The organism is Thiocapsa sp. UBA6158, from assembly GCF_002423035.1.
Lineage (GTDB): Bacteria > Pseudomonadota > Gammaproteobacteria > Chromatiales > Chromatiaceae > Thiocapsa.
Map to the genome: position 1 here is coordinate 14,905 of NZ_DIUM01000028.1, position 25,990 is coordinate 40,894.

General features: G+C 65.0%; 16 protein-coding genes and 1 pseudogene. 13 read left to right on the plus strand and 4 right to left on the minus strand.

Going from position 1 to position 25,990, the window contains the following annotated elements; translation table 11 throughout:
- From gyrA to B4N44_RS04260, 6 genes and pseudogenes are all read left to right on the plus strand, one after another.
- Positions 1–2,234 (plus strand): annotated as a pseudogene (gene gyrA / locus B4N44_RS04235) (DNA gyrase subunit A); the annotation flags it as partial.
- A 315-nt stretch (positions 2,235–2,549) separates the two neighbouring features.
- Positions 2,550–3,632, plus strand: a complete 1,083-nt coding sequence (gene serC / locus B4N44_RS04240; protein WP_296697235.1) for a 3-phosphoserine/phosphohydroxythreonine transaminase — start codon at positions 2,550–2,552, stop codon at positions 3,630–3,632.
- 193 nt (positions 3,633–3,825) lie between these two features.
- Complete coding sequence (locus B4N44_RS04245; RefSeq protein ID WP_296697236.1) at positions 3,826–5,010, plus strand: phosphoglycerate dehydrogenase; 1,185 nt, start codon at positions 3,826–3,828, stop codon at positions 5,008–5,010.
- A complete protein-coding gene (pheA, locus tag B4N44_RS04250) occupies positions 5,010–6,116 on the plus strand; it encodes a prephenate dehydratase (protein WP_296697238.1) in 1,107 nt (368 codons plus the stop codon). The genes B4N44_RS04245 and pheA overlap by 1 nt, the downstream gene beginning before the upstream one ends.
- A gap of 120 nt (positions 6,117–6,236) precedes the next feature.
- Positions 6,237–7,349: a histidinol-phosphate transaminase gene (hisC, locus tag B4N44_RS04255; protein WP_296697240.1), complete on the plus strand. Its 1,113-nt coding sequence runs from the start codon at positions 6,237–6,239 to the stop codon at positions 7,347–7,349.
- A complete protein-coding gene (locus tag B4N44_RS04260) occupies positions 7,346–8,218 on the plus strand; it encodes a prephenate dehydrogenase (RefSeq protein ID WP_296697241.1) in 873 nt (290 codons plus the stop codon). Before hisC ends, B4N44_RS04260 begins: the two co-directional genes overlap by 4 nt.
- A 170-nt stretch (positions 8,219–8,388) precedes the next feature.
- On the opposite strand, the gene B4N44_RS04265 is transcribed toward B4N44_RS04260, so the two are convergent.
- Together B4N44_RS04265 and queF are read right to left on the minus strand one after the other, a co-directional pair.
- Complete coding sequence (locus B4N44_RS04265) at positions 8,389–9,840, minus strand: FGGY-family carbohydrate kinase (RefSeq protein WP_296697243.1); 1,452 nt, start codon at positions 9,838–9,840, stop codon at positions 8,389–8,391.
- Between the two features lie 35 nt (positions 9,841–9,875).
- Positions 9,876–10,265 (minus strand): preQ(1) synthase, encoded by a 390-nt coding sequence (gene queF / locus B4N44_RS04270; protein ID WP_296697245.1) that lies wholly within the window; start codon positions 10,263–10,265, stop codon positions 9,876–9,878.
- A gap of 368 nt (positions 10,266–10,633) precedes the next feature.
- Between queF and B4N44_RS04275 the strand changes: the two genes are divergently transcribed.
- Together B4N44_RS04275 and B4N44_RS04280 are read left to right on the plus strand one after the other, a co-directional pair.
- The gene (locus tag B4N44_RS04275; RefSeq protein WP_296697248.1) at positions 10,634–10,915 is read left to right on the plus strand and encodes a type II toxin-antitoxin system RelE/ParE family toxin; all 282 of its coding nucleotides are present in this window, start codon (positions 10,634–10,636) and stop codon (positions 10,913–10,915) included.
- A 13-nt stretch (positions 10,916–10,928) separates the two neighbouring features.
- Positions 10,929–11,219 (plus strand): HigA family addiction module antitoxin, encoded by a 291-nt coding sequence (locus B4N44_RS04280; protein WP_296697250.1) that lies wholly within the window; start codon positions 10,929–10,931, stop codon positions 11,217–11,219.
- A 226-nt stretch (positions 11,220–11,445) separates the two neighbouring features.
- Here the strand turns inward: B4N44_RS04280 and B4N44_RS04285 are convergent, their stop codons facing one another.
- The gene (locus B4N44_RS04285) at positions 11,446–14,841 is read right to left on the minus strand and encodes a DUF2126 domain-containing protein (protein WP_296697252.1); all 3,396 of its coding nucleotides are present in this window, start codon (positions 14,839–14,841) and stop codon (positions 11,446–11,448) included.
- Between the two features lie 716 nt (positions 14,842–15,557).
- Between B4N44_RS04285 and B4N44_RS04290 the strand changes: the two genes are divergently transcribed.
- The 5 genes from B4N44_RS04290 to B4N44_RS04310 all read left to right on the plus strand — a co-directional run bounded on the left by B4N44_RS04290 (position 15,558) and on the right by B4N44_RS04310 (position 24,717).
- Positions 15,558–17,978 carry a tetratricopeptide repeat protein gene (locus B4N44_RS04290; RefSeq protein ID WP_296697254.1) on the plus strand — a complete coding sequence of 807 codons (2,421 nt, stop codon included), beginning with the start codon at positions 15,558–15,560 and terminating at the stop codon, positions 17,976–17,978.
- A gap of 354 nt (positions 17,979–18,332) precedes the next feature.
- Positions 18,333–22,007, plus strand: a complete 3,675-nt coding sequence (locus tag B4N44_RS04295) for an ATP-binding protein (RefSeq protein WP_296697256.1) — start codon at positions 18,333–18,335, stop codon at positions 22,005–22,007.
- Positions 22,008–22,649, plus strand: coding sequence for a hypothetical protein (locus B4N44_RS04300; protein WP_296697258.1), 642 nt, complete (start codon positions 22,008–22,010; stop codon positions 22,647–22,649).
- Entirely contained in the window at positions 22,646–23,866 is a 1,221-nt protein-coding gene (locus B4N44_RS04305) for a phosphoenolpyruvate carboxylase (RefSeq protein ID WP_296697260.1), read from the plus strand. Before B4N44_RS04300 ends, B4N44_RS04305 begins: the two co-directional genes overlap by 4 nt.
- Positions 23,867–23,877: 11 nt before the next feature.
- Positions 23,878–24,717: a DUF7281 domain-containing protein gene (locus B4N44_RS04310; RefSeq protein WP_296697262.1), complete on the plus strand. Its 840-nt coding sequence runs from the start codon at positions 23,878–23,880 to the stop codon at positions 24,715–24,717.
- Between the two features lie 62 nt (positions 24,718–24,779).
- Here B4N44_RS04310 and B4N44_RS04315 read toward each other — a convergent pair whose 3' ends face one another.
- Entirely contained in the window at positions 24,780–25,352 is a 573-nt protein-coding gene (locus B4N44_RS04315) for a carboxymuconolactone decarboxylase family protein (RefSeq protein WP_296697263.1), read from the minus strand.
- Positions 25,353–25,990: the final 638 nt, after the last annotated feature.

Here is a 25,990-nt window from a genome sequence, read left to right on the forward strand (position 1 = left end):
CTCGACAAGGACACGGTCGACTTCATCCCCAACTACGACAATACCGAGCATGAGCCGGTCGTGCTCCCGGCGCGTTTCCCGAATCTGCTGGTCAACGGCTCCTCGGGTATCGCGGTGGGCATGGCCACCANNACATCCCGCCGCACAATCTGCGCGAGGTGATCGACGCCTGTCTGGCGCTGATCGACAACCCGGCGATCACGATCGAAGAGCTGATGGCGCTGGTGCCCGGCCCGGATTTCCCGACCGCGGCGCTCATCAACGGCGTGCGCGGCATCCGCGAGGCCTATCGGACCGGGCGCGGCCGTGCGGTCATCCGTGCCCGCACCATGATCGAGGTCCAGAAACGCAGCGGACGCGAGGCGATTGTCGTCACCGAGCTGCCTTACCAGGTCAACAAGGCGCGGCTGCTCGAGCGCATCGCCGAGCTGGTGAAGGAAAAGAAGATCGAGGGCATCGCCCAGGACGGTCTGCGCGACGAGTCCGACAAGGACGGGATGCGCGTCGTCATCGAGCTCAAGCGCGACGCCTACGCCGAGGTGCTGCTGGCCAATCTCTACCAGCACACCCAGATGCAGCAGGTCTTCGGCATCAATATGGTCGCCCTGGTCGACGGCCAGCCGCGCACCCTGAATCTCAAGCAGATCCTCGAATATTTCATCCGTCACCGCCGCGACGTGGTGACGCGCCGCACACTCTTCGAGCTGCGCAAGGCGCGCGATCGTGCCCACGTCTTGGAGGGCTATGCGATCGCGCTGGCGAACATCGACGAGATCATCGCCCTGATCAAGGCGTCGGCCAACCCGGCCGAGGCGCGCGAGCGCATGATGGAGCGCACCTGGGCACCCGGCTCGGTCACCGGCATGCTCGAGCGCGCGGGCGCCGAGCACACCCGTCCCGAGGAGCTCGAGGCCGCCTTCGGCCTGGTCGACGGGGGCTATCGGTTGAGCGAGCGCCAGGCCAAGGCGATCCTGGATCTGCAGCTCCAGCGCCTGACCGGTCTGGAGCAGGACAAGATCCTCGACGAGTTCAAGGAGATCCTCGACAAGATCGCCGCCCTCCTGATGATCCTCTCCGAATCGGATCGCCTTATGGATGTGATCCGCGAGGAGCTTACGGCGATTCGGGATCAGTTCGGCGACGATCGGCGCACCGAGATCCAGGTCGACCATACCGACCTCACGCTCGAAGACATGATCGCGCCCGAAGAGGTCGTGGTCACCATGTCGCACCAAGGCTACGTGAAGGCCCAACCGATCAGCGACTATCAGGCGCAGCGGCGTGGCGGCAAGGGCAAGAGCGCGACCTCCTTCAAGGAAGAGGATTTCATCGACCGTATCTTCGTCGCCAACTCGCGCGACACCGTGCTCTGCTTCTCCAGCCGCGGTCGGGTCTACTGGCTCAAGGTCTACGAGCTGCCGCAGGCCGGTCGCGGCGCGCGGGGTCGGCCGATGGTCAACCTCCTGCCGCTGGAGCCGGGCGAGCGCATCAACGCCGTGTTGCCGGTGCGCGACTACGAGTCCGGTTATTTCGTCTTCATGGCGACCAGCGCCGGCACCGTCAAGAAGACCCCGCTCGACGACTTCTCGCGGCCTCTGTCGCGCGGCATCATCGCGATCGGTCTACACGAGGACGAGGTCCTGATCGGCGTGGCCATCACCGACGGCAAGCAGGACCTCATGCTCTTCACTTCAGCCGGCAAGGCGGTGCGGTTCAGCGAGGAGGCGGTGCGCGGGATGGGACGCACTGCGCATGGCGTGCGCGGTGTGCAGCTCGCGCCCGGCCAGAAGGTCATCTCGCTCCTGGTTGCCGAACCCGGCACCGTGCTCAGCGTCACCGAAAACGGCTACGGCAAGCGCACCCGCGTCGAGGACTTCCCGACCAAGGGTCGCGGCACCAAGGGCGTGATCGGCATCAGCACCTCCGCGCGCAACGGCGCCCAGGTCGGTGCCGTACTGGTGCGCCCCGGCGACGAGATCATGCTCATCACCGAGGGCGGCACCCTGATTCGCACCCCGATCGATCAGATCCCGATCGTGGGTCGCAGCGCCCAAGGGGTTAAGCTGATCAATCTCGGCGAGGGCGAGCGGCTCGTGTATCTCGAGCGGATCGTGGCGCTGGAGGGCGATAAAGAGGGCAACGGGGACCTCGCCGAGGATCAGGACCCGGACGAGCCGACCGATGATGACCAGTCTCCCGATGCCGATCCCGACAACGATCCGGAGGCTTCGTAACCGTTTTTGCCGGTTTGCGGATTGCGCAATGTGACGGGGGCGTGCGTCTTCGGCGGTACTCACGCACGACACCGGCAAATCGACAACCGCGCCATCCATCGGCATGATGACGCAACAGATCGGAACCCGAATCGCATCGCGCCCTTTGCGCCTTCGCCGTTTGGTGCATCCACGGCCCTTAGCGGGGACGCGTTTGAAATGTTTTTTTTAAACTCTTAAACCGCTCCGGCTCCAGCGGTCGTCAAGGCTGCCGGGGCCGATCCCATCCAAACACATCGCATACCGCGCCGTGCGCGGTTTAACGGAGATCACAGAATGGCTCGGGTTTACAACTTCAGTGCCGGCCCTGCAATGCTTCCTGAGCCTGTCCTGAGCAGGGCGCGCGACGAGATGCTCGAGTGGCGCGGCAGCGGCATGTGTGTCGCCGAGATGAGTCATCGCGGCAAGGAATTCATGTCGATCGCGGCCCAAGCCGAGACCGATCTGCGCGAACTCCTGGCGGTCCCGAGCAACTACAAGGTCCTCTTCCTGCAGGGCGGGGCATCCACCCAGTTTGCCGCCATCCCGATGAATCTGCTGCGCGGCGCGGCCAGTGCTGACTATCTGAACACCGGCTCCTGGTCGAAGAAGGCGATCGCCGAGGCGCGCCGCTACGGTCAGGTCCACGTCGCCGCCAGCACCGAGGCCGAACGCTTCACCCGCGCGCCCGCTCAGGGCGAGCTGACCCTGAGCGACGCTGCCGCCTACGTTCACTACACCCCCAACGAGACCATCGAGGGCGTCGAGTTTCCCTATGTCCCGGATGTCGGCGACAAGCCCCTGGTTGCGGACATGTCCTCGACCATCCTGTCGCGTCCGATCGATGTCTCGCGCTTCGGGCTCATCTATGCCGGCGCCCAGAAGAACATCGGCCCGGCCGGCCTCGTCATCGTGATCGTCCGCGAGGATCTGCTCGGTCAAACCTTGCCCGCGACGCCGACCATGCTCGATTACAAGGTCCAGGCCGACAACGACTCCATGTACAACACCCCGCCGACCTACGCCTGGTATCTCGCCGGGCTGGTATTCGACTGGTTGAAGGGCATCGGCGGTCTGGAGACAATGGGCAAGATCAACGCGCGCAAGGCCGAGCTCCTCTACAAGACGATCGATGATTCGGGTTTCTTCAAGAACCCGGTCGAGCCGGCCTCGCGCTCCTGGATGAACGTCCCCTTCACGCTCGCGAACCCCGAGCTGGACGATACCTTCATCAAAGAGGCCAAGGCCGCGAACCTGACCACACTCAAGGGCCATCGCTCGGTCGGCGGCATGCGCGCCAGCATCTACAATGCCATGCCGCAGGAAGGCGTCGAGGCGCTGGTCGGTTTCATGCAGGAGTTCGAGCGCAAGCACGGCTGATGGATCGCGTCCCCGATGTGATATGCACGGTCGGCGCATCGGCTTGGCCCCGCATGTCACTTCGGCCCCCGGCACCGACGCGGTTCAGATTTTAAAATCCATTATTCTGAATCGCGTCGGCTCAAAGGCCAGTTGACGCGCGCGACGTTCGCTCCTCCAATCCATATCCGTTTATCACTCAGGACGCGATTCAGTGTTCAAAATACAGACGCTTAATAATATCGCGGTCGTCGGGCTCGACCGGTTGCCGCGGGACCGCTACGAGGTTGCCTCGGAGATCACCCATCCCGATGCCATCCTGGTGCGCTCGGCTAAGATGCAGGCGTCGGAGATCCCGCCGAGTGTCCAGGCGATCGGGCGCGCCGGCGCCGGGACCAACAATGTCCCGGTCGAGGCCATGACGGCGCGCGGCGTGGCGGTCTTCAACGCGCCGGGTGCCAACGCCAATGCCGTCAAGGAGCTGGTGATCGCCGGCATGTTGATCGCGGCGCGCAACATCGGTCAGGCCTGGCGCTTCGCGCGTGAGCTCGAAGGCGACGACACATTCATCCATCAGGCGGTCGAGGCGGGCAAGAAGCAGTTCGTGGGCTTCGAGCTGCCGGGCCGCACCCTGGGTGTTATCGGTCTCGGTGCAATCGGGGTGAAGGTCGCCAATGCGGCGCGCTCGCTCGGGATGCGCGTCGTCGGCTACGACCCGACCATCACGGTCCAGCGCGCCTGGCAGCTCGAGAGCGACGTACAGCCGGCGTTGAGCATCGATGATCTGCTTTCGCGCTCCGACTTTGTCACCTTCCACGTCCCGCTCACCGACGACACACGGCGCATGATCAACGCGGAGCGTCTGCGCACCCTGCGCAAGGGCGCCGTGCTGCTGAACTTCTCGCGCGACGGGATCATCGACGACGACGCCGTCGTCACCGCACTGGACCAGGGACACCTCTATGCCTATTGTTGCGACTTTCCGAGCAACCTCTTGAAGGACCATCCGCGGGTGATCACCCTGCCGCATCTCGGTGCCTCGACCAGGGAGGCGGAGGAGAACTGCGCCGTCATGGTCGCGGAGCAGGTTCGGGATTATCTGGAGAACGGCAACGTGACCAACTCGGTCAACTTCCCCGAGATCAATCTCCCGCGCAACGGCGGCTATCGCATGGCGATCGTCAACAGCAACGTGCCCAATATGGTCGGCCAGATCTCGACCGATCTGGCGGCTGCCGGACTGAATATCCTGGATATGCTCAATCGCTCGCGCGGCGACGTGGCGGTGACCCTGATCGATATCGACCAACGTTGTCCTGACGATACGGTGCAGCAACTTCGCTCGATCGACGGCGTCCTCTCGGTGCGGTGTCTCGGGACGCGGGAACGGAACGACTGATGGAGCAAAACAGCGCAAAGGGCGACGCACTGGAGGACGTGCGCAACCGGATCGACGCGATCGATTCAGAGCTGCTCGGTCTGATCAGCGAGCGTGCCCGCTGCGCCCAACAGGTCGCTCATATCAAGGCGGCAGCCGACGGCAACCAGGTGCAGTTCTACCGGCCGGAGCGCGAGGTCGCGGTTCTGCGTCGCATCAAGGCAGCCAATCCGGGTCCGCTCGACGGCGAAGAGGTCGCGCGGCTCTTTCGCGAGATCATGTCCGCCTGTCTGGCGCTCGAGCGCCCGCTCAACGTCGCCTATCTCGGCCCGGCCGGGACCTTCACTCAGGCCGCGGCGATCAAGCACTTCGGCCATTCGGTGAAGACCTTCGCCTTGGCGACCATCGGGGAGATCTTCCGCGAGGTCGAAGCGGGTTCCTGCGATTTCGGTGTCGTCCCGGTCGAGAATTCCACCGAGGGCGTGGTCAGTCACACCCTGGACATGTTCATGACCTCGCCGCTCATGATCACCGGCGAGGTGAGTCTGCGGATCCACCATCACCTGATGAGCGTGACCGAGGATCTCTGCGCCATCCGCACGGTCTATTCGCATCAACAATCTCTGGCGCAGTGCCGCGGCTGGCTCGACCGCCATCTCCCGAACGCCGAGCGCGTCGCCGTCGGCAGCAACGCCGAGGCCGCACGCACGGCTGCGACCGAAGAGGACGCCGCAGCCGTCGCGGGTCTGCAAGCCGCCGAGATCTACGGACTCAAGGTGCTTGCCGAACGCATCGAGGACGAACCCGGCAACACCACCCGCTTCCTCGTCATCGGCCAGCAGGACGCCCGACCCAGCGGCCAAGGCCAGGACAAGACCAGCCTGCTGCTGTCCTGCCGCAACCAGGCCGGCGGTCTCCATAATCTGCTGACACCCTTGGCCGCCCACGGCATCAGCATGACCCGCATCGAGTCGCGCCCTTCGCGCCGCGGCATCTGGGACTATGTCTTCTTCATCGACATCATGGGCCACAGGGACGACCCGAAGGTCGCGCTCGCGTTGGAGAACCTCAGACAGTCGTCTCTGCTGTTCAAGGTGCTCGGGTCTTATCCACTGGCGGTGCTTTGAGCCTTCGGGGTGCGTCCGGTATGCAGGCTTTTCGATCGCGACCGCCTCCCATGTCGAGCCTTCGGTTGATTTGTCGACCGAGAACAACGAAACACCAAATCTGGAACTTGAATCCCGCTCATGACTGTCCAAGACAATCCATTCCTTCCTCTCACCGCCCCCGGAATCGCCGGGCTCACCCCTTACGTCCCCGGCAAGCCGGTCTCGGAACTCGAGCGCGAGCTCGGTATTCGCGACTCGGTCAAGCTGGCCTCGAACGAGAATCCTCTGGGCCCCGGCCTCCGTGCGCGCGAGGCGATCGCCGGCCTGATGGGCGAGATCGGTCGTTATCCCGATGGCGGCGGCTTCGAGCTGCGGCGCGTGCTCGCCGAGTTCCATGATGTCCCGCAGAGTGCGGTCACGATCGGAAATGGATCCAACGACGTGCTCGATCTGATCGCCCGGACCTTCCTGTGTCCTGGCGCGGAGTCGGTCTTCTCCGAGCATGCCTTTGCAGTCTACCCCATCGCCACCCAGGCGGTCGGTGCGACCGCGCGTGTCGCCAAGGCGCGCGACTACGGCAACGATCTCGACGCGCTGGCGAGTCTCGTGACGGCAAAGACCCGCGTGGTCTGGATTGCGAATCCGAACAATCCGACCGGAACCTGGCTGGCCGCCGCACCGCTGAAGTCATTCATCGAGGCCATGCCGCGCACCTGCATCGTCGTGATCGACGAGGCTTACACGGAGTATGTCGGCGAGCCGGACTTCCCGGATGCGACGCACTGGCTCGATCGTTTTCCGAATCTCATCGTGACCCGGACCTTCGCCAAGGCCCATGGTTTGGCCGCGCTGCGGGTCGGTTACGGACTGAGCGATCCGCGGGTGGCGGATCTGCTGAATCGGGTGCGTCAGCCCTTCAACGTCAACGCCTTCGCTCAGGCCGCCGCAGTCGCTGCAATCGGCGATCGCGAGCATGTGCGTGCGTCGGTCGAACTCAACCGTACGGGGATGAGGCAATACCTCGATGCCTTCAAGCGGATGGAGCTCGCGTACATCCCGTCGGTCGGCAACTTCATCACGGTCGATGTCGGCCGCCCGGCCGGCCCGGTGAATCAGGATCTTTTGAAGCGCGGCGTCATCGTGCGACCGGTCGGCAATTACGGTCTGCCCAACCACCTACGCATCAGCATCGGTCTCGAGGCCGAGAACGCCCGCTGTATCGCGGCGCTCGAGGATATCCTCGCACCATGATCGAGCGCCTGGCGATCATCGGGGTTGGACTGATCGGAGGCTCTCTCGCCCGAGCCCTGCGCGAGGCCGGCGCGGTGAGGCAGGTCGTCGGCTGCGGGCGCGGGCTTGCCAACCTGGAGCGCGCCCGTGAGTTGGGCGTGATCGATGTCCTGACGCAGGATCCCGCCGAGGCGGTCGCGGGCGCCGATATGGTGTTCGTCTCCGTGCCGCTCGGCGCCATGCGCGGGGTCTTCGAGGCGATCCGGGACCGACTCGACCCGGCGGCGGTGGTGACCGACGGGGGTAGTGTGAAAGGCAGCGTCGTGGCGGATGCGATCGGCGTCTTCGGCTGCGTGCCGCCGCGGCTGGTCCCCGGCCATCCGATCGCCGGCACGGAGCACAGTGGTGTGGAGGCGTCCCTTGCCGATCTGTACCGTCAGCGCCGTGTCATCCTGACCCCGTTGCCCGAGACCGAAGCCGATGCACTCGCACGCGTCACCGCGATGTGGGGGACCTGCGGGGCCGAGGTCACCTCTATGTCGGTCGCCCATCACGACGAGGTGCTCGCCGCCACCAGCCATCTGCCCCACATGCTCGCCTTCGGGCTGGTCGATGCGCTGGCACGCATGCGCGAGAACGACGAGATCTTTCGCTATGCCGCCGGCGGTTTCCGAGACTTCACCCGCATCGCTTCGAGCAATCCGGTCATGTGGCGCGACATCTGTCTCGCCAATCGCGAGGCACTGGGCGCCATGCTGGCGCGCTTCGGCATCGAGATGACCGATCTCGCCGAGAGCATTCGCAGCGCCGACGGTGAGCGCTTGCTGGCCATCTTCGAGCGAGCCAAGGCGGCGCGCGATCGTTACGTGGATGCGCCTCGGATCGACTGATCGCACGTCCGCGTGCGGTCGAGCGTCCGGCAGGAGGCAGCGACCCGAGACCCGTCATGTCGGCGACGGCCGACAGTTGGCGTGTGGCGCGTGCATATCCACACTGGATTCAGTACATAATTTCAAAGGCATCGTCGGTCGCCGGATCTCGACCTTGTCATGATGGCGCGCTACTCTTCTCGGCGCTCTCGGCCTTGGCGATCCTTCCAAGATCCGCACCTGAGCCCTGGTGGCTTGAAGCGATCCTTTTTGGTCGATCGCACGGGCGATACCAATCCCGCACGAGACGTCTCCATTCGATCCGATGTGTCGGGCGCGGGGCCGGTGCGACGCAGGGCCAGCAGAGCGACACCGTAAGCGGCATCCTGATGCTCGGCACTTGTCACCGGGATCCCGAGGATACGGGCGCGCATTGCCGTCCAGGTCGGATTCGCTGCGCCGCCTCCGATGCTCGTGATCCGCCGAGGCAGCGGTGCACCCAGCTCGGCCAACCGCGCGTAGCCTTCCGCCTCGATGCGGGCGATGCCTTCCAGAAGACCCTGCAGGAAGTCCCGTGGCTCGCTTGAGCGCGGCGAGAGACGGGGTGCCAGGTCGGGATCGTTCCTCGGGAAGCGCTCGCCGGGTCCGATGAGCGGGTAATAGTCCAGGCCGGATGGGCGCTCGGGATCGATGCGGAGGCTGAGCGAGACGATCTCCGCGTCGCTGAAGAACCTGCGCAAGACCGCTCCGCCGCTGTTGGATGCGCCCCCGACCAGCCAGGCGTCGCCGAAGCGATGGCTGTAGATCCCGAAGGCCGACGCCGTCACAGGGCGCTCCGATAGGATCTTCAGGACCAGCGTGCTCCCCAGACAGGTCACCGCATCCCCCGGCTCTGTCGCCCCGGCGGCGATCACCGCAGCCGTGCTGTCCGTTGTCCCGGCAAGAACCTGAATGCTCGACGGCCAGCCGAGCCGGTTCGCGAGTGTTGCGTCGAGGGGCCCGATCGGATCACCCGGGGACACGATATGCGGCAGTTGGATCCCGTCGGGGATCAACGCCGATACCCAATCCGGCCAGCACAAACGCTCGGCGTCGTACCCCAGCTTCAAGGCATTGTTCCAGTCGCTGACGCCATGGTGCCCGGTGAGGCGCCCGATGATCCAGTCTGCTTGGTGCAGCGCCAGTGCAGCCGTGCAATGCGGGTACTGCCGGCTCAGATGCATGAGCTTGGCGAGGCTCGCGCTCGGGCCGCGAGCCGGGCTATCGGTCGGGGCCACCCGGTCGATCAGGGCCACTTCCGCAACCGCGCGCCGGTCGTTGTACATGAGCGCGGGTCCGCAGAGCTTGCCGTTCGGCGTCGCGAGCAGAAGGGTCGCGGAGGTCGCATCGAGACAGATGGCAACCGGCTCCCGGTCGGGCAGCGCGGCGCCGAGCTGCGTCAGGATGCCGAGCACAGCCTGCCACCACAGCTCGGGATCTTGCGCGTACTGGCCGGGAGCCGTGCTCAGCGGTTCCGGAAGAGGGGTGCTTGCCGAAGCCAGCTCGCGGCCGCCTTCGTCGATCGCCAGGGCGCGACACCCGGATGTGCCGAGATCGATGCCGATCCAAGCGTACCCGGCTGTCGATCGTCCGCCCGTGGTCATCGCGCTTCGGAATCCCTGCCGGAGATCCGCGCGGATCAGGGGAGCTGGACGGGATCCGCGGGACGCCAACCGGCGGCGCGATGCTCGGCGACCACGGTCGTATAGATGCCTCCTCGGACATTGAAGGCCGCGGTCAGACGCATGAAACGCGGCTCGGTCGCCGCCACCAGATCGCCGAGGATCTGGTTGGTGACCGCCTCGTGAAAGGCGCCCTGATCGCGGTAGGTCCAGACATAGAGCTTCAGCGCCTTGAGCTCCACGCAACGCGCCTCCGGGACATACTCCAGGGTCAGCTCGGCAAAGTCCGGCTGGCCTGTCTTGGGACACAGACAGGTGAACTCCGGGATCTGGATCCGGATGCTGTAGTCACGCTCGGGCTGGGGGTTGGGAAAGGTCTCGAGTGTACGGCTCGGGGCGGTCGACATGGTGCTTGGTCTCCGGGAAACAGGGAACCCGATGCCTGTCGCTATGAGCGATCGATCGGGGGGTGAAAGCGAGGTTGAAAGGTTACCATGCCACGCCGGTGCGGCGCGCTGCGGGTCATGCCGAATGTGTCGCCTTGGCTGCTTGCGGGGCGGGTGTAGAGACCATGTCCCCGATCCAAACTGTAATAGAGCCCCGAAAGGGTTCTAAACCGCGTCCCCCGCTAAGGGCAGCGGATGCACCAAACGTCGAACTCACTCGAAAGTTAGCATCTCCAGAGTGTGCCGCGTCATCCAGACCGACGGTTTGATGATTTGCGTGGAGGGTTCCTAGTTGACGCCGCCCAAGGGGACGCATGAGAATCCGTGGCATGATCAAGGCGTTCCGCTGCAAAGAAACCGAGTTGATCGCCCAAGGCCGGCGCTCGCGGCGGTTCCCACCGGAGATCCAGCGTCGCGCCAAGATGCGACTCGACCGTATCGATGCGGCATCGGCATTGGACGATCTGCGCCTGCCGCCGTCTCACCGTCTCGAGGCGTTGGTCGGAAACCGCGCCGGGCAGTGGAGCATCCGCATCAACGACCAGTGGAGGATTTGTTTTGTCTGGCACGACGGCGATGCCGTCGAGGTCGAGATCACGGATTATCACTGAGGCCTTTACCACAATGCCCATACGCGACATCGCACCTGTTCACCCCGGCGAGCACCTGTCGGAGTTCCTGAACGAGCTTGGCATCGATTCTGATCGCGCGGCAGCAGACCTACGCATCCCGGCTAGCCGCCTTGACGCCGTTATCGCCGGTGCTCAAGGAATCACCGCCGATATGGCATTGCGGCTTGGTCGCTACTTCGGCACGACCCCGGCATTCTGGATGTCTTTGCAGAGCAAATACGATCTGGAACAGGCAAGCGATGCACTGAGCGACGAGATGGACCGAATCGCGCGGGTTGCCTGATGCCAAGTGTCGTCAGACCACAGGCGAGATTGCGGAGGTCTGTCATGGCAACGATAAAGCGTAGGAGTCGATTTCTGGAGGAGCTGCATGAAGCGGCGCGATCAACACCCCGGCGAGACGAAAGGCAGTCTGCTTCTCCTCGATTGTGTCCTGCTCGGACCTTGTGGTCTCCACCCGGCGATATATATCAGCCGGGCTTCGACGTCCGCTCCTGACGCGGTTTAGCTCAGCACCCCGGCTTGTACCTCAGATCCAGCGTATAGGGATGATCGCCGGCCGGCTCATGCGGCGGCGGGTCGATCGGCCCCGGGGTGTGTCCCATCAAGCGGAAGCGTGCGATACGCCGACTCTCCGCCTCGTAGCTGTTGACCGGGAAGTTGCTCTCGCTGCGACCGCCGGGATGGGCGACATAGTAGGTGCAGCCGCCCAGGCTCGCGCGGTTCCACAGATCGACGATCTCGAACAGAAGCGGGCTGTGCGAGGGAATGGTCGGGTGTAGACCGGACGGCGGGCTCCACGCCTTGAAGCGGATCCCGGCGACGAATTCGGCCTTGCGACCGGTCGGGCGCAACGGGACACGCCGGCCGTTGCACACGAGCACATGACGGTCGCCGACCATGCCGTTGACCTTCACCTGCATGCGCTCCACCGAGCTGTCGACGAAGCGGGCCGTGCCCTGCGCCGTGACCTCTTCGCCCAGGACATGCCAAGGCTCGATGGCCGCGCGCAGCTCCATGTCGATGCCGTTTTCGGTGACCAGATCCCCGTAGTGCGGGAAGCGGAACTCGAAGAAGGGATCGAACCAGGCCGGGTCGAACGGATAGCCGGCGCGTTGAAGATCGCAGATGACGTCGTCGAAGTCCTGCCGCACGAAATGGGGCAGCAGGAAGCGATCATGCAGCTCGGTGCCCCAGCGTACGGGCTTGCGACGGTAGGGCTCCTTCCAGAAGCGCGCGACCAGTGTGCGCAGCAGGAGCATCTGGGCGAGGCTCATGCGCGCGTGCGGCGGCATCTCGAAGGCGCGGAACTCCACCAGGCCCTGACGCCCGGATGCGCTGTCGGGCGAGTAGAGCTTGTCGATGCAGAACTCGGTGCGGTGTGTGTTGCCTGTGACGTCGGTCAGCAGGTTGCGCAGCACCCGATCGACCACCCAGGGCTGCGGCACCTCGCCGGGCGGCATCTGCTGGAAGGCGATGTCGAGCTCGTAGAGCCGGTCGTCGCGCGCCTCGTCGACCCGCGGTGCCTGGCTGGTCGGGCCGATGAACATCCCCGAGAAGAGATAGGACAGGCTCGGGTGATGCTGCCAATAGCCGATCAGGCTCTGCACCAGGTCGGGCTTGCGCAGGAGCGGGCTGTCCGCCGGGGTCGGGCCGCCGAGGGTGACGTGGTTGCCGCCGCCGGTGCCCGTGTGGCGTCCGTCGAGCATGAACTTCTCGGTGCCGAGCCGCGCCTGGCGTGCCTCTTCGTAGAGGATCTGGGTGTCGCGCACCATGTCGTCCCAGCTCTCGGACGGATGGATGTTGACCTCGATGACGCCGGGGTCGGGTGTGACCGCCAGCTTCTGGAGCCGATGGTCGCGCGGAGGCTCGTAGCCCTCGATGATGATGGGCATCTCGAGCTCGGCGGCCGTGTCCTCGAGACAGATCACCAGATCAAGCCAATGCTCGAGATGGGTCAGCGGGGGCATGAAGCAGTAGAGCCGGCCATCGCGCGGCTCGATGCATAGCGCTGTGCGGATCAGGTCCGGATGCAGCTCGTCCGGCAGAGCCACCTGCAGGTGCAGCGACTGGTGCGACTCGTCCGGAGGCGTCACACGCCCGTAGTGCGCGGCAAGATCCTGCGGTCGGTGCCCCTGCTCGCGGATCGTCTGCGGCGCTTGTGCCGGCTCGCCCGGACGCGTGTAACGGCGCGCCACCTCGTCGAAGGGCGAGCGCAGCGCCGTGACGGGCTCGAAGGGGTTGCGCTCGGGCACTTGATCCAGCTCGGCCTCGGGGACGTGGGGCAGGGCATCCAGGGGCAGGCGGAAGCCCATCGGAGAGTCGCCCGGGATCAGGAAGAGGTTGCCGTCGCGGAAGGTCCATCGCCCGCTCTTCCAGCGCCCCTCGGCACCGAATCCCCACCAGCGCAGCGGCAGCACATAGCCCGCGACGCGGTTCAGGCCCTGTTGGAAGAGCCGCGTCAGACGCTTGCGTTCATTGGGGTCCTTGAGCTTGTTGTCGAGCGGGTCGACGTTTGCCGGCAGGCGTGCCTCTTTCCAGAGATAGTAGAAGACGTCTTCATGGGCCTCCGACGCGAAGCTCGGATCCACGCCCAGGTGACGGGCCAGCGTGCGCACGAAGGTCTCGGCCTCCGCAGGCCCGTGCCCGTATTCTGTGTTCTCCAGGCCGAACAACTCCGGGTTGCGCCAGACCGGTTGTCCGTCCTTGCGCCAGAAACAGGACAACGCCCAGCGCGGCAGCTGCTCGCCCGGATACCACTTGCCCTGTCCGATGTGCAGAAGCCCGCCAGGTGCGAAACGGCGCTTGAGGCGTAGCATCAGGTCCTCGGCCAGGATCTTCTTGGTCGGGCCGAGGGCTGCGATGTTCCACTCCGCACCGTCCATGTCGTCGATCGAGACGAAGGTCGGCTCGCCCCCCATGGTCAGGCGCACGTCGTTGGCCTTGAGCTCGGCATCGACCTGATGGCCGAGCGACTCGATCGCGGCCCACTGCTCGTCGGTGTAGGGCTTGGTGACGCGCGGGTCCTCGTGGATGCGCGTGATCTCGTTGTGGAAATAGAGCTCGACCTCGCACTTGTCCGTCGCGCCCGTGATGGGTGCGGCGCTGCGCGGTGCCGGGGAGCAGGCGAGCGGGATGTGACCTTCGCCGGCAAACAAACCGGAGGTCGGGTCGAGCCCGATCCAGCCGGCACCCGGCACATAGACCTCGGCCCAGGCGTGCAGGTCGGTGAAGTCGGCCTCCGGACCGGACGGGCCGTCGAGCGATTTCACGTCCGCCGTCAACTGCACCAGATAACCGGAGACGAAACGCGCGGCCAGACCCAGGTGGCGCAGGATCTGCACCAGCAGCCAGGCGGTATCGCGGCAGGAGCCCAGACGCCGAGTCAGGGTTTCTTCGCAGGTCTGGACCCCGACCTCCATGCGGATGACATAGTTGATGTCCTGCTGGAGACGCTGGTTCAGATCGACGAGGAAGTAGACCGTCTCGCGCTTGGTCCGGTCCACGGCCGAGAGCCATTCGGTCAGCAGCGGTCCGCTCTCCGTCACTTCAAGGTAGGGCGCCAGCTCCTTGCGCAGGTCGGGCTCGTACGCGAAGGGATAATAGAAGGCGTAGTCTTCGAGAAAGAAGTCGAACGGGTTGATCGTGATCATCTCGGCGATCACGTCGACCTCGACCGTCAGCGTCTTGGCCTTCTCGGGAAAGACCAGCCGTGCCAGGTAGTTGCCGAAGGCGTCCTGCTGCCAGTTGATGAAATGCTCGGCGGGTTCGACCTTCAGCGAATAGGAACGGATCGGCGTGCGGCAGTGCGGTGCCGGGCGCAGGCGCACGACATGCGGCGCGAGGTTGACCGGACGGTCGAAGCGGTATTCGGTTTTATGGTTAATGGCGACGAGGATCGACATCGGAGATGGGTTCCTGGCTGAAGTGTCGGGTATCGAGTCTGACTGTTGCACCACGGCGCTGGCGCCGGCGTGGCTCGCTCAGACGAAGAAGGACGGGTCGAGGTGTTGCTGTCGTGCCGTGGTGTGGCGATCCGCAGTGATCATCTAGCAACAATCGTTCCGAGGCATGGCCGAGGGATTCGGTTCGGCTGCCAACGATCCCACAAAACACCTGCCCTGTCTTGCGCAACGGATTGCGAAACGGCTTGCCCGTCGGTCGCCGAGGCGTTGCGAGGTCAACCGGGACAGGAAGTTGGGACGCGGCGCGGCCCGAGTCGTTCGCTCGAGCGCGAGAGTGAGTTCGGGTCGCACGCTGGACCGGATCGGTGCGGGTCCCGAGCGGTGTGCCCCGCGTTGGCTCGGTTCGCTTGCCCGCTCTTGGTGCGTCCTCGATCCGATGCGGTGGCCGATGCCGGACTTTCGATGCGGTGACCGCCGTCGGGACGATCGCGGTCACTCGGACGTTCAGCTCCGCCATCATCCGAGCAACCATTGCGGCGCGCGTCTGCACGCCGAACGCCGGCGCCAAGGGCGCCCTCTTGGCTGAAGACCTCGAAGGCCCTTTCGGAAGGCGTCGGAGCGATTCGGAGCGCAAGTCTTGGCTCGGCGCCGGGAAATCGCGAGCGCGGTCGGTATACCATTGGCCGATCGAGTTTCCTCACGAGAATCCGCCCCTCATGGATCTGCGCATACTCTGGCTCGTCCTCTTGTTGATACCCGCAGCGCAGGCCGCGGATGTGCCTGTCGAGGCCGCATCCCGATTCACGGAATCGGACCCGCATCTGGATCCGGAGCGGGCGCACCGGGGCTATATGGGCACCGTGGTCTGCGCAGAGTGCCACCAGGCGGAGTTTGACCTTTGGAAGGGGTCCGACCATGACCTGGCGATGACGCAGGCGACGTCGGAGACCGTGCTCGGCAACTTCGACGACGTGCAGATCCAGGCGCACGGCGTCACATCCCGCTTCTTCCGTCGAGACGGAGGCTACTTCGTACAGACCGACGGACCCGACGGGCAGCTTCGGGACTATTCGATCCGCTACACCTTCGGCTGGTCTCCGCTGCAGCAATATCTGATCGCGTTTCCGGGCGGCCGGCTCCAGGCACTCGGGCTGGCTTGGGACACGCGCTCGCCGGAGCAGGGTGGACAGCGCTGGTTCCATCTTTATCCAGATCCGGATCCGAACGCGCCGATGGACCACCGCAATCCGCTGCATTGGACGGGCGCGGAACAGACCTGGAACTATCAGTGCGCGGACTGCCACTCCACCGACCTGCAAAAGCGCTACGACCCCGAGCAGCAGGTCTACGACACACGCTATGCGGAGATCAACGTCGCCTGCGAGGCCTGCCACGGACCCGGTGCCCGCCACGTCGACTGGGCCAGGGCGCAGCCCGCCGGAGAGAACGCCGAGACGGCCGCAGGGACCGACGCCGCCGGCCGCGGTCTGCTGGTCGATCTCAAAGATCGCGACGGCGGCCTCTGGCAGATCAATCCCGAGACGGGAAAACCGGAGCGATCCGTGATCCGCTCGCCCCAAGGCGGTCCGCACGTACAGACCGAGACCTGCGCCCGCTGTCATTCCAGGCGCGGACGTATCCAGGATGCGCTGACCCCGACCGAGCCGCTGCATCAGGGCTTCCGCCTCGCCTTGCTCGATCCCGCGATTTACTTTCCGGACGGTCAGATCAAGGACGAGGTCTTCGTCCATGGTTCCTTCATCCAGAGTCGCATGTACCATCAAGGCGTCGTCTGCAGCGACTGCCACGAGCCCCATCGTCTCGAGCTGCACGCCGAGGGCAATGCCGTCTGCGCCCGTTGCCATACGGCCGCCCGTTACGATTCAACCGAGCATCATCACCACGAAGCCGGCTCGACCGGTGCCGCCTGCGTGGCCTGTCATATGCCCCAGCGCTATTACATGGTCGTGGACGAGCGCGCCGATCACAGCCTGCGGGTGCCGCGGCCGGATCTGTCCCTGACGCTCGGAACGCCCAATGCCTGCAACGCCTGCCATCGGGACAAAGATGCCGCCTGGGCGGCGACCGCGGTGGAGACCTGGTATCCGGACCCGGCGTATCGAGGGTCCCACTTCGGCGAGGCCCTGCACGCCGCAGACGCCAATGCCCCGGATGCAGCCGAGCGGCTGCTTGCACTCGCGGCCGATACCACACAACCCGCCATTGCCCGTGCCAGTGCCCTGGACCGGCTCCGTAACCACGCGGACCCGACTGCACTCATGACGGTGCAGCGCCTGCTCGACGATCCGCAGGCGCAGGTACGCGCACAAGCGGTGCGCTTTTTGGATCTCGCGGACCTGCAGACTCGGGTCGAGCTGGCCTGGCCGCTGCTGTCCGATCCGGCGCTCACGGTGCGATTGGAGGCCGCTCGCGTGCTGGCGCCGGTCATGACCCAAGGGGTCGGGGGCGAGCTGGCGGACCGCTTGAGTGCCGCCTTGGAGGAATACGCGATCGCGGAGATGGTGAATGCCGACCGACCCGAGGCACATCTGAATCTTGGCTTGTTGGCGGTCGAGGCCGGCGAGCCCCGTGTAGCCGAGCAGGCGTATCGCACCGCCCTGAGCCTCGATCGACGCTTCACCCCGGCGCGGGTGAACCTTGCCGACCTTTATCGGGTGCTGGGCCGCGAGTCCGAGGCCGAGGCGGAGCTGGTGGCCGGGCTCGCCGCCGAGCCCGTCACGGCGTCCGAGCGCGCCGACCTGCACTACGCCTTGGGTCTTGTGCAGGTCCGATCACAGCGCCTGGATGCGGCCCTCGCAGAGCTGGCGCGTGCCGCCGAGCTGGCGCCGCAGAACAGTCGCTATGCTCATGTCTACGCCGTCGCACTCGACGGTGCCGGTCGCACCCCGGAGGCCCTCTCGGTTCTGGAGGCTGCCCAAGGGCAAGCCCGGACCGATCGCGCTATCCTGATCGCCTTGATCCAATACAACGCCAAGCTCGGTCGAGCAGATGCCGCCGAGCGCTGGCTCGATGTGCTCCGTGCCCGCACCCCCGGCGATCCCGCCCTGATTCAGCTCGAGGAGCAGATCAAGAACCTGCAGGACGTGGGTGCAACTGAAAGCCCGGCCAGCGGCTGACGCCGTATTGCGACGCGGCCATTTGCATAAATCCGCCGGATGGGGTGGACGAGCGAGAGCGAAGTCCACCAAGCCCCGCTTCACGCCACGCCGGCTCCTCTAAACCGCGCCCAGCAGGGTATGCGCTATTTTTCGATGGGATCGGCGCCGGCAGATTCAACGACCGGTGGAGCCGGCGCGGTTTAAGATTATAAAAAATAGATTGTTCTAAACCGCGTCCCCGCTAAGGGCTATGGATGCGCCCAAGGTCGAACTGACTCCAAAGTGAGTATCTCGCTCTGGACGCGGTTTAGTCAGAGTGGTCGAAATCGCCGGACTCAAGATCAACGCACCCCGTTTCCTGGAAGGATCCACATGCCCAGCCTGAATCGCATCATTCTCATCAACACGCATCTGCAGGGTGTGGTCGAGCTTTGCGTCGACGACCACACCAACATCTGCGGCACCAACGCCTCCGGCAAGACGACCCTGCAGCGGTTGGTGCCGGTGTTCTACGGCGAGTATCCGAGCCGTGTCGTGCCCGCTACCCGCGACAGTTTCCAGCGTTGGTACCTGCCCACCGAGCAGAGTTTCATCATCTACGACTACCTGAGCCTGGACGGCGAGCCCTGTCAGGCCGTGCTGGCCGCCGCCGCGGACGGCAAGGGCGTCGCCTATCGTCTGATCCGTAAAGCCTTCGACCTGGGCGACTACACCCGTGCCCGCCCCGGCGACACCCTGACCTGTCTCGGCATGACCGAGTTGGGCCGGCAACTCAAGCAGTCCGGTGTGAGCGTCAGCGGGTTGCTCAATACCCGCGAGTACCGCGCCATCCTGCAGAACGATCGCGGCCAGCTTGCCGCGCGCGGCAACAGCGGCGAGCTGCGCGCGCTGGCCCGGCAGTTCTCGCTGTGCGAGACCGGGCATTCGCTGCGTCATATCGAGAAACTCGCCCAGGCCGTGCACTCGCGGGAGGGCAAGATGGAAACCGTGCGCTCCATGATTGCCGCCATCCTTGAAGAAGACGGTGTGAATCCGCCGACCTCGCAGCTCAAGCCCCAGCAGGTGGAGACCTGGATTCGCGAGAGCCAGCTCGTACAGGGGTTCGATGCGCTGCGTCCCGACTTCGAAAAGCTGGAGCGCGAGTACCAGGATCTACTGGACTGCGAGCGGCGCCTCGGTGGTCTGCTGCGGGGCTACCGGATCGACGAACCCCGGCTGCAGCAGACCCTGGACGAGAGCAGCGCGGCCATCGAGCAGGCCGGTTTCGCACTCAAACACTTGGAAGACGGCTGGAATGAGCGCCGCGACGCGCTCAATCAGGATCTCTCCGTCGCGCGCGGCGAGATGAGCTGCGCCGACGACGAACTCAAGCAGATCGAGCAGCAGTATCAGGTCTTTCTGGAGGCCGATATCGAGCAGGCGCGGGCCGATCTGGACAAGATCGCGATCTGGAGCGACGAGCTTGAAAACCTGCGCGGTCGCTATCGTTTGCTCACCGAGCAACATCGGGATGTCGAGCGTGAATATCAGGTGCGCTGCGAAGCGATCAAAGACCAGCGCGACTGCCGCCTGGAACACTTGCGTACCAGACAGGCCGATCTCGGCGAGCAGCGCACCGCCCTGATCGAGCAGCGCAACAGCGAGCTCGAAGCCTTGACGCAGCGCCAGCACCAAGAGCGCGAGGGCGGGATCGAGACCTTTCGCAAACAAGAGGGCCAGTACGCACTCGAACGCGAGCGTCTGGACGTCTGGATCCAGAGCGCCGGCTTCACCGAGGAGGAGAATCGTTCGCTGGCGATCCTCGATCAGCGTTTGGAGGAGGCCGAGGCCGCGGTCGAGGCTGCCGATGTCCGGGTGCGAGAGCAGGAAGGCCGCGAGAAGACGCTGCTCCGACAACGCCAGGACGCCGACGTCGCCGTGCGCGAGGCCGGTCAGCGGGTCACCCAACGTCAATCGCAGTGCGAGGAAGTTCAGCGCCTGCTCTACCCCGGCCAGCACAGTCTGCTGGAGTTTCTGCGCAGCGAGCAGCCGGGCTGGAAGGAGCAACTCGGCCGGGTGATCGAGCCGACCCTCCTGCAGCGCGCCGATTTGAAGCCTGCGTTGATCGAGCCGACGCAGGACGCGCTCTTCGGTGTGCGCCTGGATCTGTCGGCCATCGATCCGCCCGAGCATGCCGCGTCCGAGACGGATCTGCGTCGGCGCCTGGAGCTCGCCGAGGATGCGCTGACGGACGCGGAGAATCGAAAACAGGCCGCCGAGAAGATCCTGAGCGATCTCGTTAGCACCTTGGATGAACAACACCGCGGACTGACCCTCGCCCGCGCCAAACTGCGTAGCGCGCGCGAAGATCGACACCGCATCAAGGACGAACGGCGCGCCCGCAAAGAACAGCTCGACGCGGCGCTGCGGGAACGCAAGAGCGCGGCTCGGGCACAACTGACCGAGCTGGGTGCACGGGCACGGCAGCTCGAGGGCGATCACCGACAGTGGCTGGACGACCTCCAGGCCAGACACGGCGTCGCACACCTGGAGCTCAAGGCACACTGGCAGGAGGTCATCGGGCGGCTGGATCTCGAGCTCGGGCAGTTGCGCGACTCCATGGATGAGAGCACGCGCGCCGCCAAGTCCGAGCTGGACGCCTGTTCCGCCTGGTTCAACGGCCAGCTGAAGTCGCGTGGCGTGGATGCGCAGGACATCATCGGGCCGAAAGAACAGATCGACGCCTTGGCCGCGCGGATCCAGAGCGCGGAGCGTCGCCGTGCCGAGGTGCGGGAGTACGATGACTGGTTTCGGCTCAGTTGGGTCACGCGCAAACCGAAACTCCAGGGCGAGCTGGACGACAGCTGCCGCCGCGCAGCGACATTCGACCAAGCGCTCAAGTCCGTCACCGACGACTTCAAACGCGAACGCGGCCGACTGACGGAGGGCCGGGAGCATGCCCGGCGTCGTAAGCACGAGGCCGAGGAGCACCTGGGAAAACTCAAGGGCCTGCTCGCTCGACTCAACGCCCTGAAGCTACCGCGCGATGAAGCGCCTCCGGAGGGCGAGCTCGACGAGCGTCTGCGTCTCGGCGACGAGCTGCTGTACCGCCGCGAGCGGGTTATGGACGCGGTCAAGACGCACGTGGAGCGTTTCGACACCCTGATCGCCGGTCAGTCCGGCTCCAGCCTGGCTGAATTCTGGGAACGCGGTCGCGAGGAAAGCCTGCTGGTCGGCGAGCAGGGGATTCGCCGCATGGATCACCGCAAGCTGGTGCCGCACCTGGAGCAGTTGCTTACCGTAATGGTGCCGCAGAGCCTGATGGCCCTGCGCGAGCAGGGCCGGTTGTTCGGTCTCGACCTCAACAACTACTACGACGTCCTAGCCGATATCGATCGGCGTATCGCCGCACAAAGTGCGCGCATCACCCGCGAGGTCAGCGAGGATCTCTGTCTCGACGGCGTCTCGGACTCCGCGGTGCGCATCCGCTCGCGCATCGCCGAGCTGGAGTTCTGGCCGGATCTGAAGGCCTTCATCTCCGCCTTCCAGGCCTGGCGCGAGGACGACTTCAACGGCCTGCCCGGCGAGGACTACATCGGCAGCCTGCGCCGGGCGCTGGACATCATCGGCCGCTCGGCCCTGAACGGGGGTGTGGCCGGGCTGCTCGAGATCGAGCTGCGCCTGCGCGAGGGCCACAGCGATCTGGTGATCCGCACCGACCGCCAGCTCAACGAATCCTCCAGCCACGGCATGGCCTATCTGATCCTGTGCAAGTTCCTGCTTGCCTTCACCCGGCTGCTGCGCGGCGGCGCGCCCGTCACCATCCATTGGCCGATCGACGAGCTGGGGACACTGCACCACCAGAACGTGAAGAAGATCTTCGACGCCTGCACCAGCAACAACATCCGCGTGCTCGGCGCCTTTCCCAATCCGGACTCGGAGGTTTTGGGACTCTTCGCCAACCGCTATATCGTCGATAAACAGACCCGGCAACTCCAGATCGTCAAGCCGCGCGCGGATCCGATCGCGACCAAGCTGCGTGAACGCCGGACAACGGAGGTGCTTTAGATGTTGTCGACCAAGGGACAGGTCATCGAGCGGCTGCTCGGTGGCGCCTTCATCTGCCGTACCAGGTACGAGGACAGCTGGCGCTTTTTGCGCATCCCTGCCAACCGTGAGCAGGTCGACGCCTATCTCGGGCAGCTCAACCGGCTGGTGGTCACGATCGGCACCGGCCCGGACACCGAGGTGTTCTTCTGCGGCTACCGCACCTTGGGCGATGCCGAGCGCAAAAAGCTCAGCGAGCAGTTTCGCGACATCTGCCAGGCCCTGACCCCGCTGGTCGAATGGCTGGTGCTGGTGCAGGACGCCGCCGGCCAGGACGCGCCCTTGACCGAGGGCATGCCGGTCCGCCTCAATGAGCTGCAGACCGTCATCGAGGATACGCCGGCCTTCCGCGAGCAGTTGGGCCACATCTGTCGCTACTCGCTTTTTAAATCGACACGCGTAGATGTCGACGGCCAGATCAAGCTGATCTTCAAGCGGCTGTGCGATCTGGGCTATCTGATCCGTCCCAACACCGAGAAGCAGATCTATCTGGCCACCGGCAAGCTCGACTATCTCTACGAGGTCATCCGCTTCATCGACGACGCCGAGGGTCTGAATCTTGATGGCCAGGCCGAGTCCGCCATTCAGGGGCAGCTGCTGTGAGCGACCATCTCAAGCAGGCCGGATTGAGCTTTCTGCGCCAACTCGCCCGCCATGCCGAGCCCATCATGGAGGCCTATCTGGCCGGTTCGATCGCGGATCAGGCGCTCGAATCCGGCGTGCGCGAGCGCCTCCTCAAGGACGGCATCCTCTATCGTCCCGAGCCCGGCGCCGATCTGCACCTGCGTCGCGTGGTGCGGGCGCTGCTCGAGGAGGCCCTGCGCGATGACCGCAACCGCCGGATCGATGCCAACACCGGCTCGGCGCTGGCGACCTTCAAGACACTCGCCGACCACTACAAGGAGGCCCATCACCAGGGCGACTACGCGGCCGCCGAGGCTTACCTTGGCGATCTGAAGGAGCACGTCTATGCCTTCGGCGAGACCCTGAGCCACGGCATCCGCGTACTCTGGAGCCGCATCAACAACGAGTTCGGGTATGTCGGTACGCTCGACGCCAAGATTCGCGAGAACGAGCTGGCACAGTCCCAGGTGAGCGAGCTGCTCGCCGGGCTGGAGCTGGTCAGCTTCGAGGTGCTCGCCGAGAGTGCCGGCGATCTGCGCGAGCTGCGTCATCTGCTGGTGACCAACTTGCAACGCACCATTGGTAGCTGCGCCCAAGAGCTGAGCATCGTGCAGGGCCGCCTGCTGGAGCTCCTGGGACGTTTCCGCGAGATCCGTGGGCGGACCCGGCTGATCAAGGGTTGGCTGCTGCATCTGACCCAGCACCCGGAGTACCAGGTGGGTCCCCACGCCGCCGGCAGTGCCATCCCGGCGCTGGTCAACCGCGCCGCGCCTGCGTTGGCCCCGGCAAGCCTGAGCCTGCATGATCCGACGCAGGAGGCCGTGCTGCTCGCCCTGCTGGCGCAGGTCCGATCACTGCATCCGCGCGAGTCGAGGGTTCAAGCCCTCGCCGAGGCACCGGCGCTGACGCTGACCGTGCCCGATGACTTCGAGGTGCGCAGCAGCACGACTCGTGCGGCCGTGGCTGCCTATTTCTGCGAGGTCATCGACAGCGGCGAGGCGCTTTCGGCCCTGGATTATCGCGACAGCCGATCTCTGCCCTGGGACGCCGAAAGCTGGCTGTACCAGGTGCTCGGCGGCTACGAGGGTCTGCCCGAGGAGCAGAAGCGGCACTTCGAGCTCGAGACCATCGGCGAGGTCCATCCGCTCTACAGCGGCAACTTCATCATCCGGGACCTGCGCCTTTGGCTGGTCTGAGCAGGCGCCACATGCAGGCGGTCCATCGCCTGCTGCGCGAACGGCTCGACAAGGTGCCACGATCGGGCGTCTGGGAGGAGGTCCGCCGGACCTTCGAGATCGGAGAGCCGAGAGGCCGGACCCTGCATTTCAGTGCCGAGCAGCGCCAACTCCTGCGCGAGCAGTGCCGCTTGGCCTGGGGCTTCGATCCACTGGACGGGGTTCCGCAAGGGAATCGACGCGAGGTCGCGGCCAGCGCCATCAACGAGAAGATCGCCCGCGACCGCCCCGACGACCGCCATGTCTTGGTCAAGGGCCGACTGCCCGAACCCCTGCCATCGCTCGCATTCGAACTGAGCCTACGTGTGCCGCTCTCCGGCTTGAATGCGGACGCCATCGGTCAGGTCCTGGTCATCGAGAACCTCGACAGCTTCGATGACTGGTACGCCTTCCGCACGCCCGCCGAGCTGGCGGATGCGCTCGTGCTCTATCGCGGCCACGGTGGATTGGCCCGAGGCACCCGCAACCTCCTGGCCGTGCTGCCCGAGAACATCCCCGTTACGGTCTTTCCCGATTGGGATCCGGCCGGTCTGCTCATCGCCCGGACCCTGCCCCGCGCCGATGCCCTGCTGGTACCTGTTTTGAACGAGACCTTGCTGGCCAAAGGCAGCCCCGAGCATTTCGCCGGGCAGCATCGCGAGGCCCGTCATCTGGACAGCGCCGAGCTGGGTGGTTGGCAAGCCGTCTGGGACGCGATGAAGGCGGCGCGAATCAGCCTCAAGCAGCAGCATATGCTGGCGCTCGGAGCTGCGTTGCGGAGGGTTTCCCTTGGCGACCGTGCAAAGACCTTACAGAGGCGCGAACGCCGCTAGGCGTAGGTTGGGCACGCTACGCTTCGCCCAACCTACCGTTCATGTCGATTTTGAATCGTTGCTTAGGCGGTCATGGCCAGGGGAGGACTGTCGAGTGCATTGACGAGATGCGGGATTTGCGACAGAGCCGGCGCGCCGTCCATGAGCAGGGCGATGGGCATGACCTCGAAGATCTCCTCGGGCGGTGCACCGAAATCGAGCGCGGCGCGCGCGTGCAAATGGATATGGTCGCGACGTTGCTCCACCAGTGCGATGCCCAACGCGATCAGCTCGCGGACATGATGCTTGATCGGTCCGCGCCCGAGGACGTATTCGCGCCAGGAATCCTCCCAGGAGTCCCACATCTCGCCGCCTTCGCGCGGGCTGGCCTTGAGAAAGAGCGCGATCTTGCGGACCTGCGTGAGCTCGCCGGGCATGACGTGCAGGCGGATGGCCTCCTTGGTGTGGATGTCGATGCAGCGTCTGCACTGCTTCGTCAGGGCCATGCCCAAGGTGATCAGCTCTTTGTTTTTACGATCGATGATGCCCTTGCGGGTACTGACCTGAGACATCTCGCTGATGATCTCGAGAAATTCCTCGAGACCGTACTCGCGTGCACGGGTCAGGGACTGCTTGAAGGTGTCGATACTGCTCATATGCGTTGCTGCCGATGGGTGCGTGAAAAGGCATTGGGACCATGAGGTCCATCAGAGAATTAGCAACTATTGTACCGCAAATGGTGCGGTGCAGCAGGCATCGGTTTGTCGGTAGGTGCGTTTTATCCGAGCCGATCGACTCGGGTGATCGTCGCGAAGCGGCAACACCCCGGGATCGACGACTTGCAGTCGTCTTCTTCGGCCGATCTGATGGCCTTCGGGGTCGCGCTTGACTCGGCGAGGCTAAAAGAGCGACCGATGAGCGAGGCCGGTGACCGCTTGCGCGATTGCCGTGCCGAGCCCATATTCTCTCGATGCGTCGCGCTCATCCCGCCACCGCCGTCGTTGTCCTGCTTTGCCTCTTGGCATTTCAAGCGCAGTCATGGGCGCGTGTCGCGCTGCCCTGCGAGCATGCGGCTGCTCTCGGCGATGGTTGCCCCATGCATGGCTCGTCCCTGACTGATCGTGATCCACGCGCGCTGCCGGGGGATGGAGACGATGCTCCCTTCGACTGCGCGAAGTGCACCTTGGCCTATGCCCTCGGCGCCCTACAGGTCGCGCCCTCGTCTGATCCTACATGTCCGGCCCCGTCCCTGTTCCTGCCTGAATCAGGATCGGACGATCATCTCTACCGGTTC

Bases quoted from the DNA above. Each gene is read 5' to 3' on its own strand.
- hisC (WP_296697240.1), top strand. From the start codon at position 6,237: ATGACTGTCCAAGACAATCCATTCCTTCCTCTCACCGCCCCCGGAATC.
- B4N44_RS04300 (WP_296697258.1), top strand. From the start codon at position 22,008: ATGTTGTCGACCAAGGGACAGGTCATCGAGCGGCTGCTCGGTGGCGCC.
- B4N44_RS04295 (WP_296697256.1), top strand. From the start codon at position 18,333: ATGCCCAGCCTGAATCGCATCATTCTCATCAACACGCATCTGCAGGGT.
- B4N44_RS04260 (WP_296697241.1), top strand. From the start codon at position 7,346: ATGATCGAGCGCCTGGCGATCATCGGGGTTGGACTGATCGGAGGCTCT.
- B4N44_RS04315 (WP_296697263.1), bottom strand. From the start codon at position 25,352: ATGAGCAGTATCGACACCTTCAAGCAGTCCCTGACCCGTGCACGCGAG.
- B4N44_RS04310 (WP_296697262.1), top strand. From the start codon at position 23,878: ATGCAGGCGGTCCATCGCCTGCTGCGCGAACGGCTCGACAAGGTGCCA.
- B4N44_RS04275 (WP_296697248.1), top strand. From the start codon at position 10,634: ATGATCAAGGCGTTCCGCTGCAAAGAAACCGAGTTGATCGCCCAAGGC.
- B4N44_RS04265 (WP_296697243.1), bottom strand. From the start codon at position 9,840: ATGACCACGGGCGGACGATCGACAGCCGGGTACGCTTGGATCGGCATC.
- B4N44_RS04290 (WP_296697254.1), top strand. From the start codon at position 15,558: ATGGATCTGCGCATACTCTGGCTCGTCCTCTTGTTGATACCCGCAGCG.
- B4N44_RS04285 (WP_296697252.1), bottom strand. From the start codon at position 14,841: ATGTCGATCCTCGTCGCCATTAACCATAAAACCGAATACCGCTTCGAC.
- B4N44_RS04280 (WP_296697250.1), top strand. From the start codon at position 10,929: ATGCCCATACGCGACATCGCACCTGTTCACCCCGGCGAGCACCTGTCG.
- serC (WP_296697235.1), top strand. From the start codon at position 2,550: ATGGCTCGGGTTTACAACTTCAGTGCCGGCCCTGCAATGCTTCCTGAG.
- pheA (WP_296697238.1), top strand. From the start codon at position 5,010: ATGGAGCAAAACAGCGCAAAGGGCGACGCACTGGAGGACGTGCGCAAC.
- queF (WP_296697245.1), bottom strand. From the start codon at position 10,265: ATGTCGACCGCCCCGAGCCGTACACTCGAGACCTTTCCCAACCCCCAG.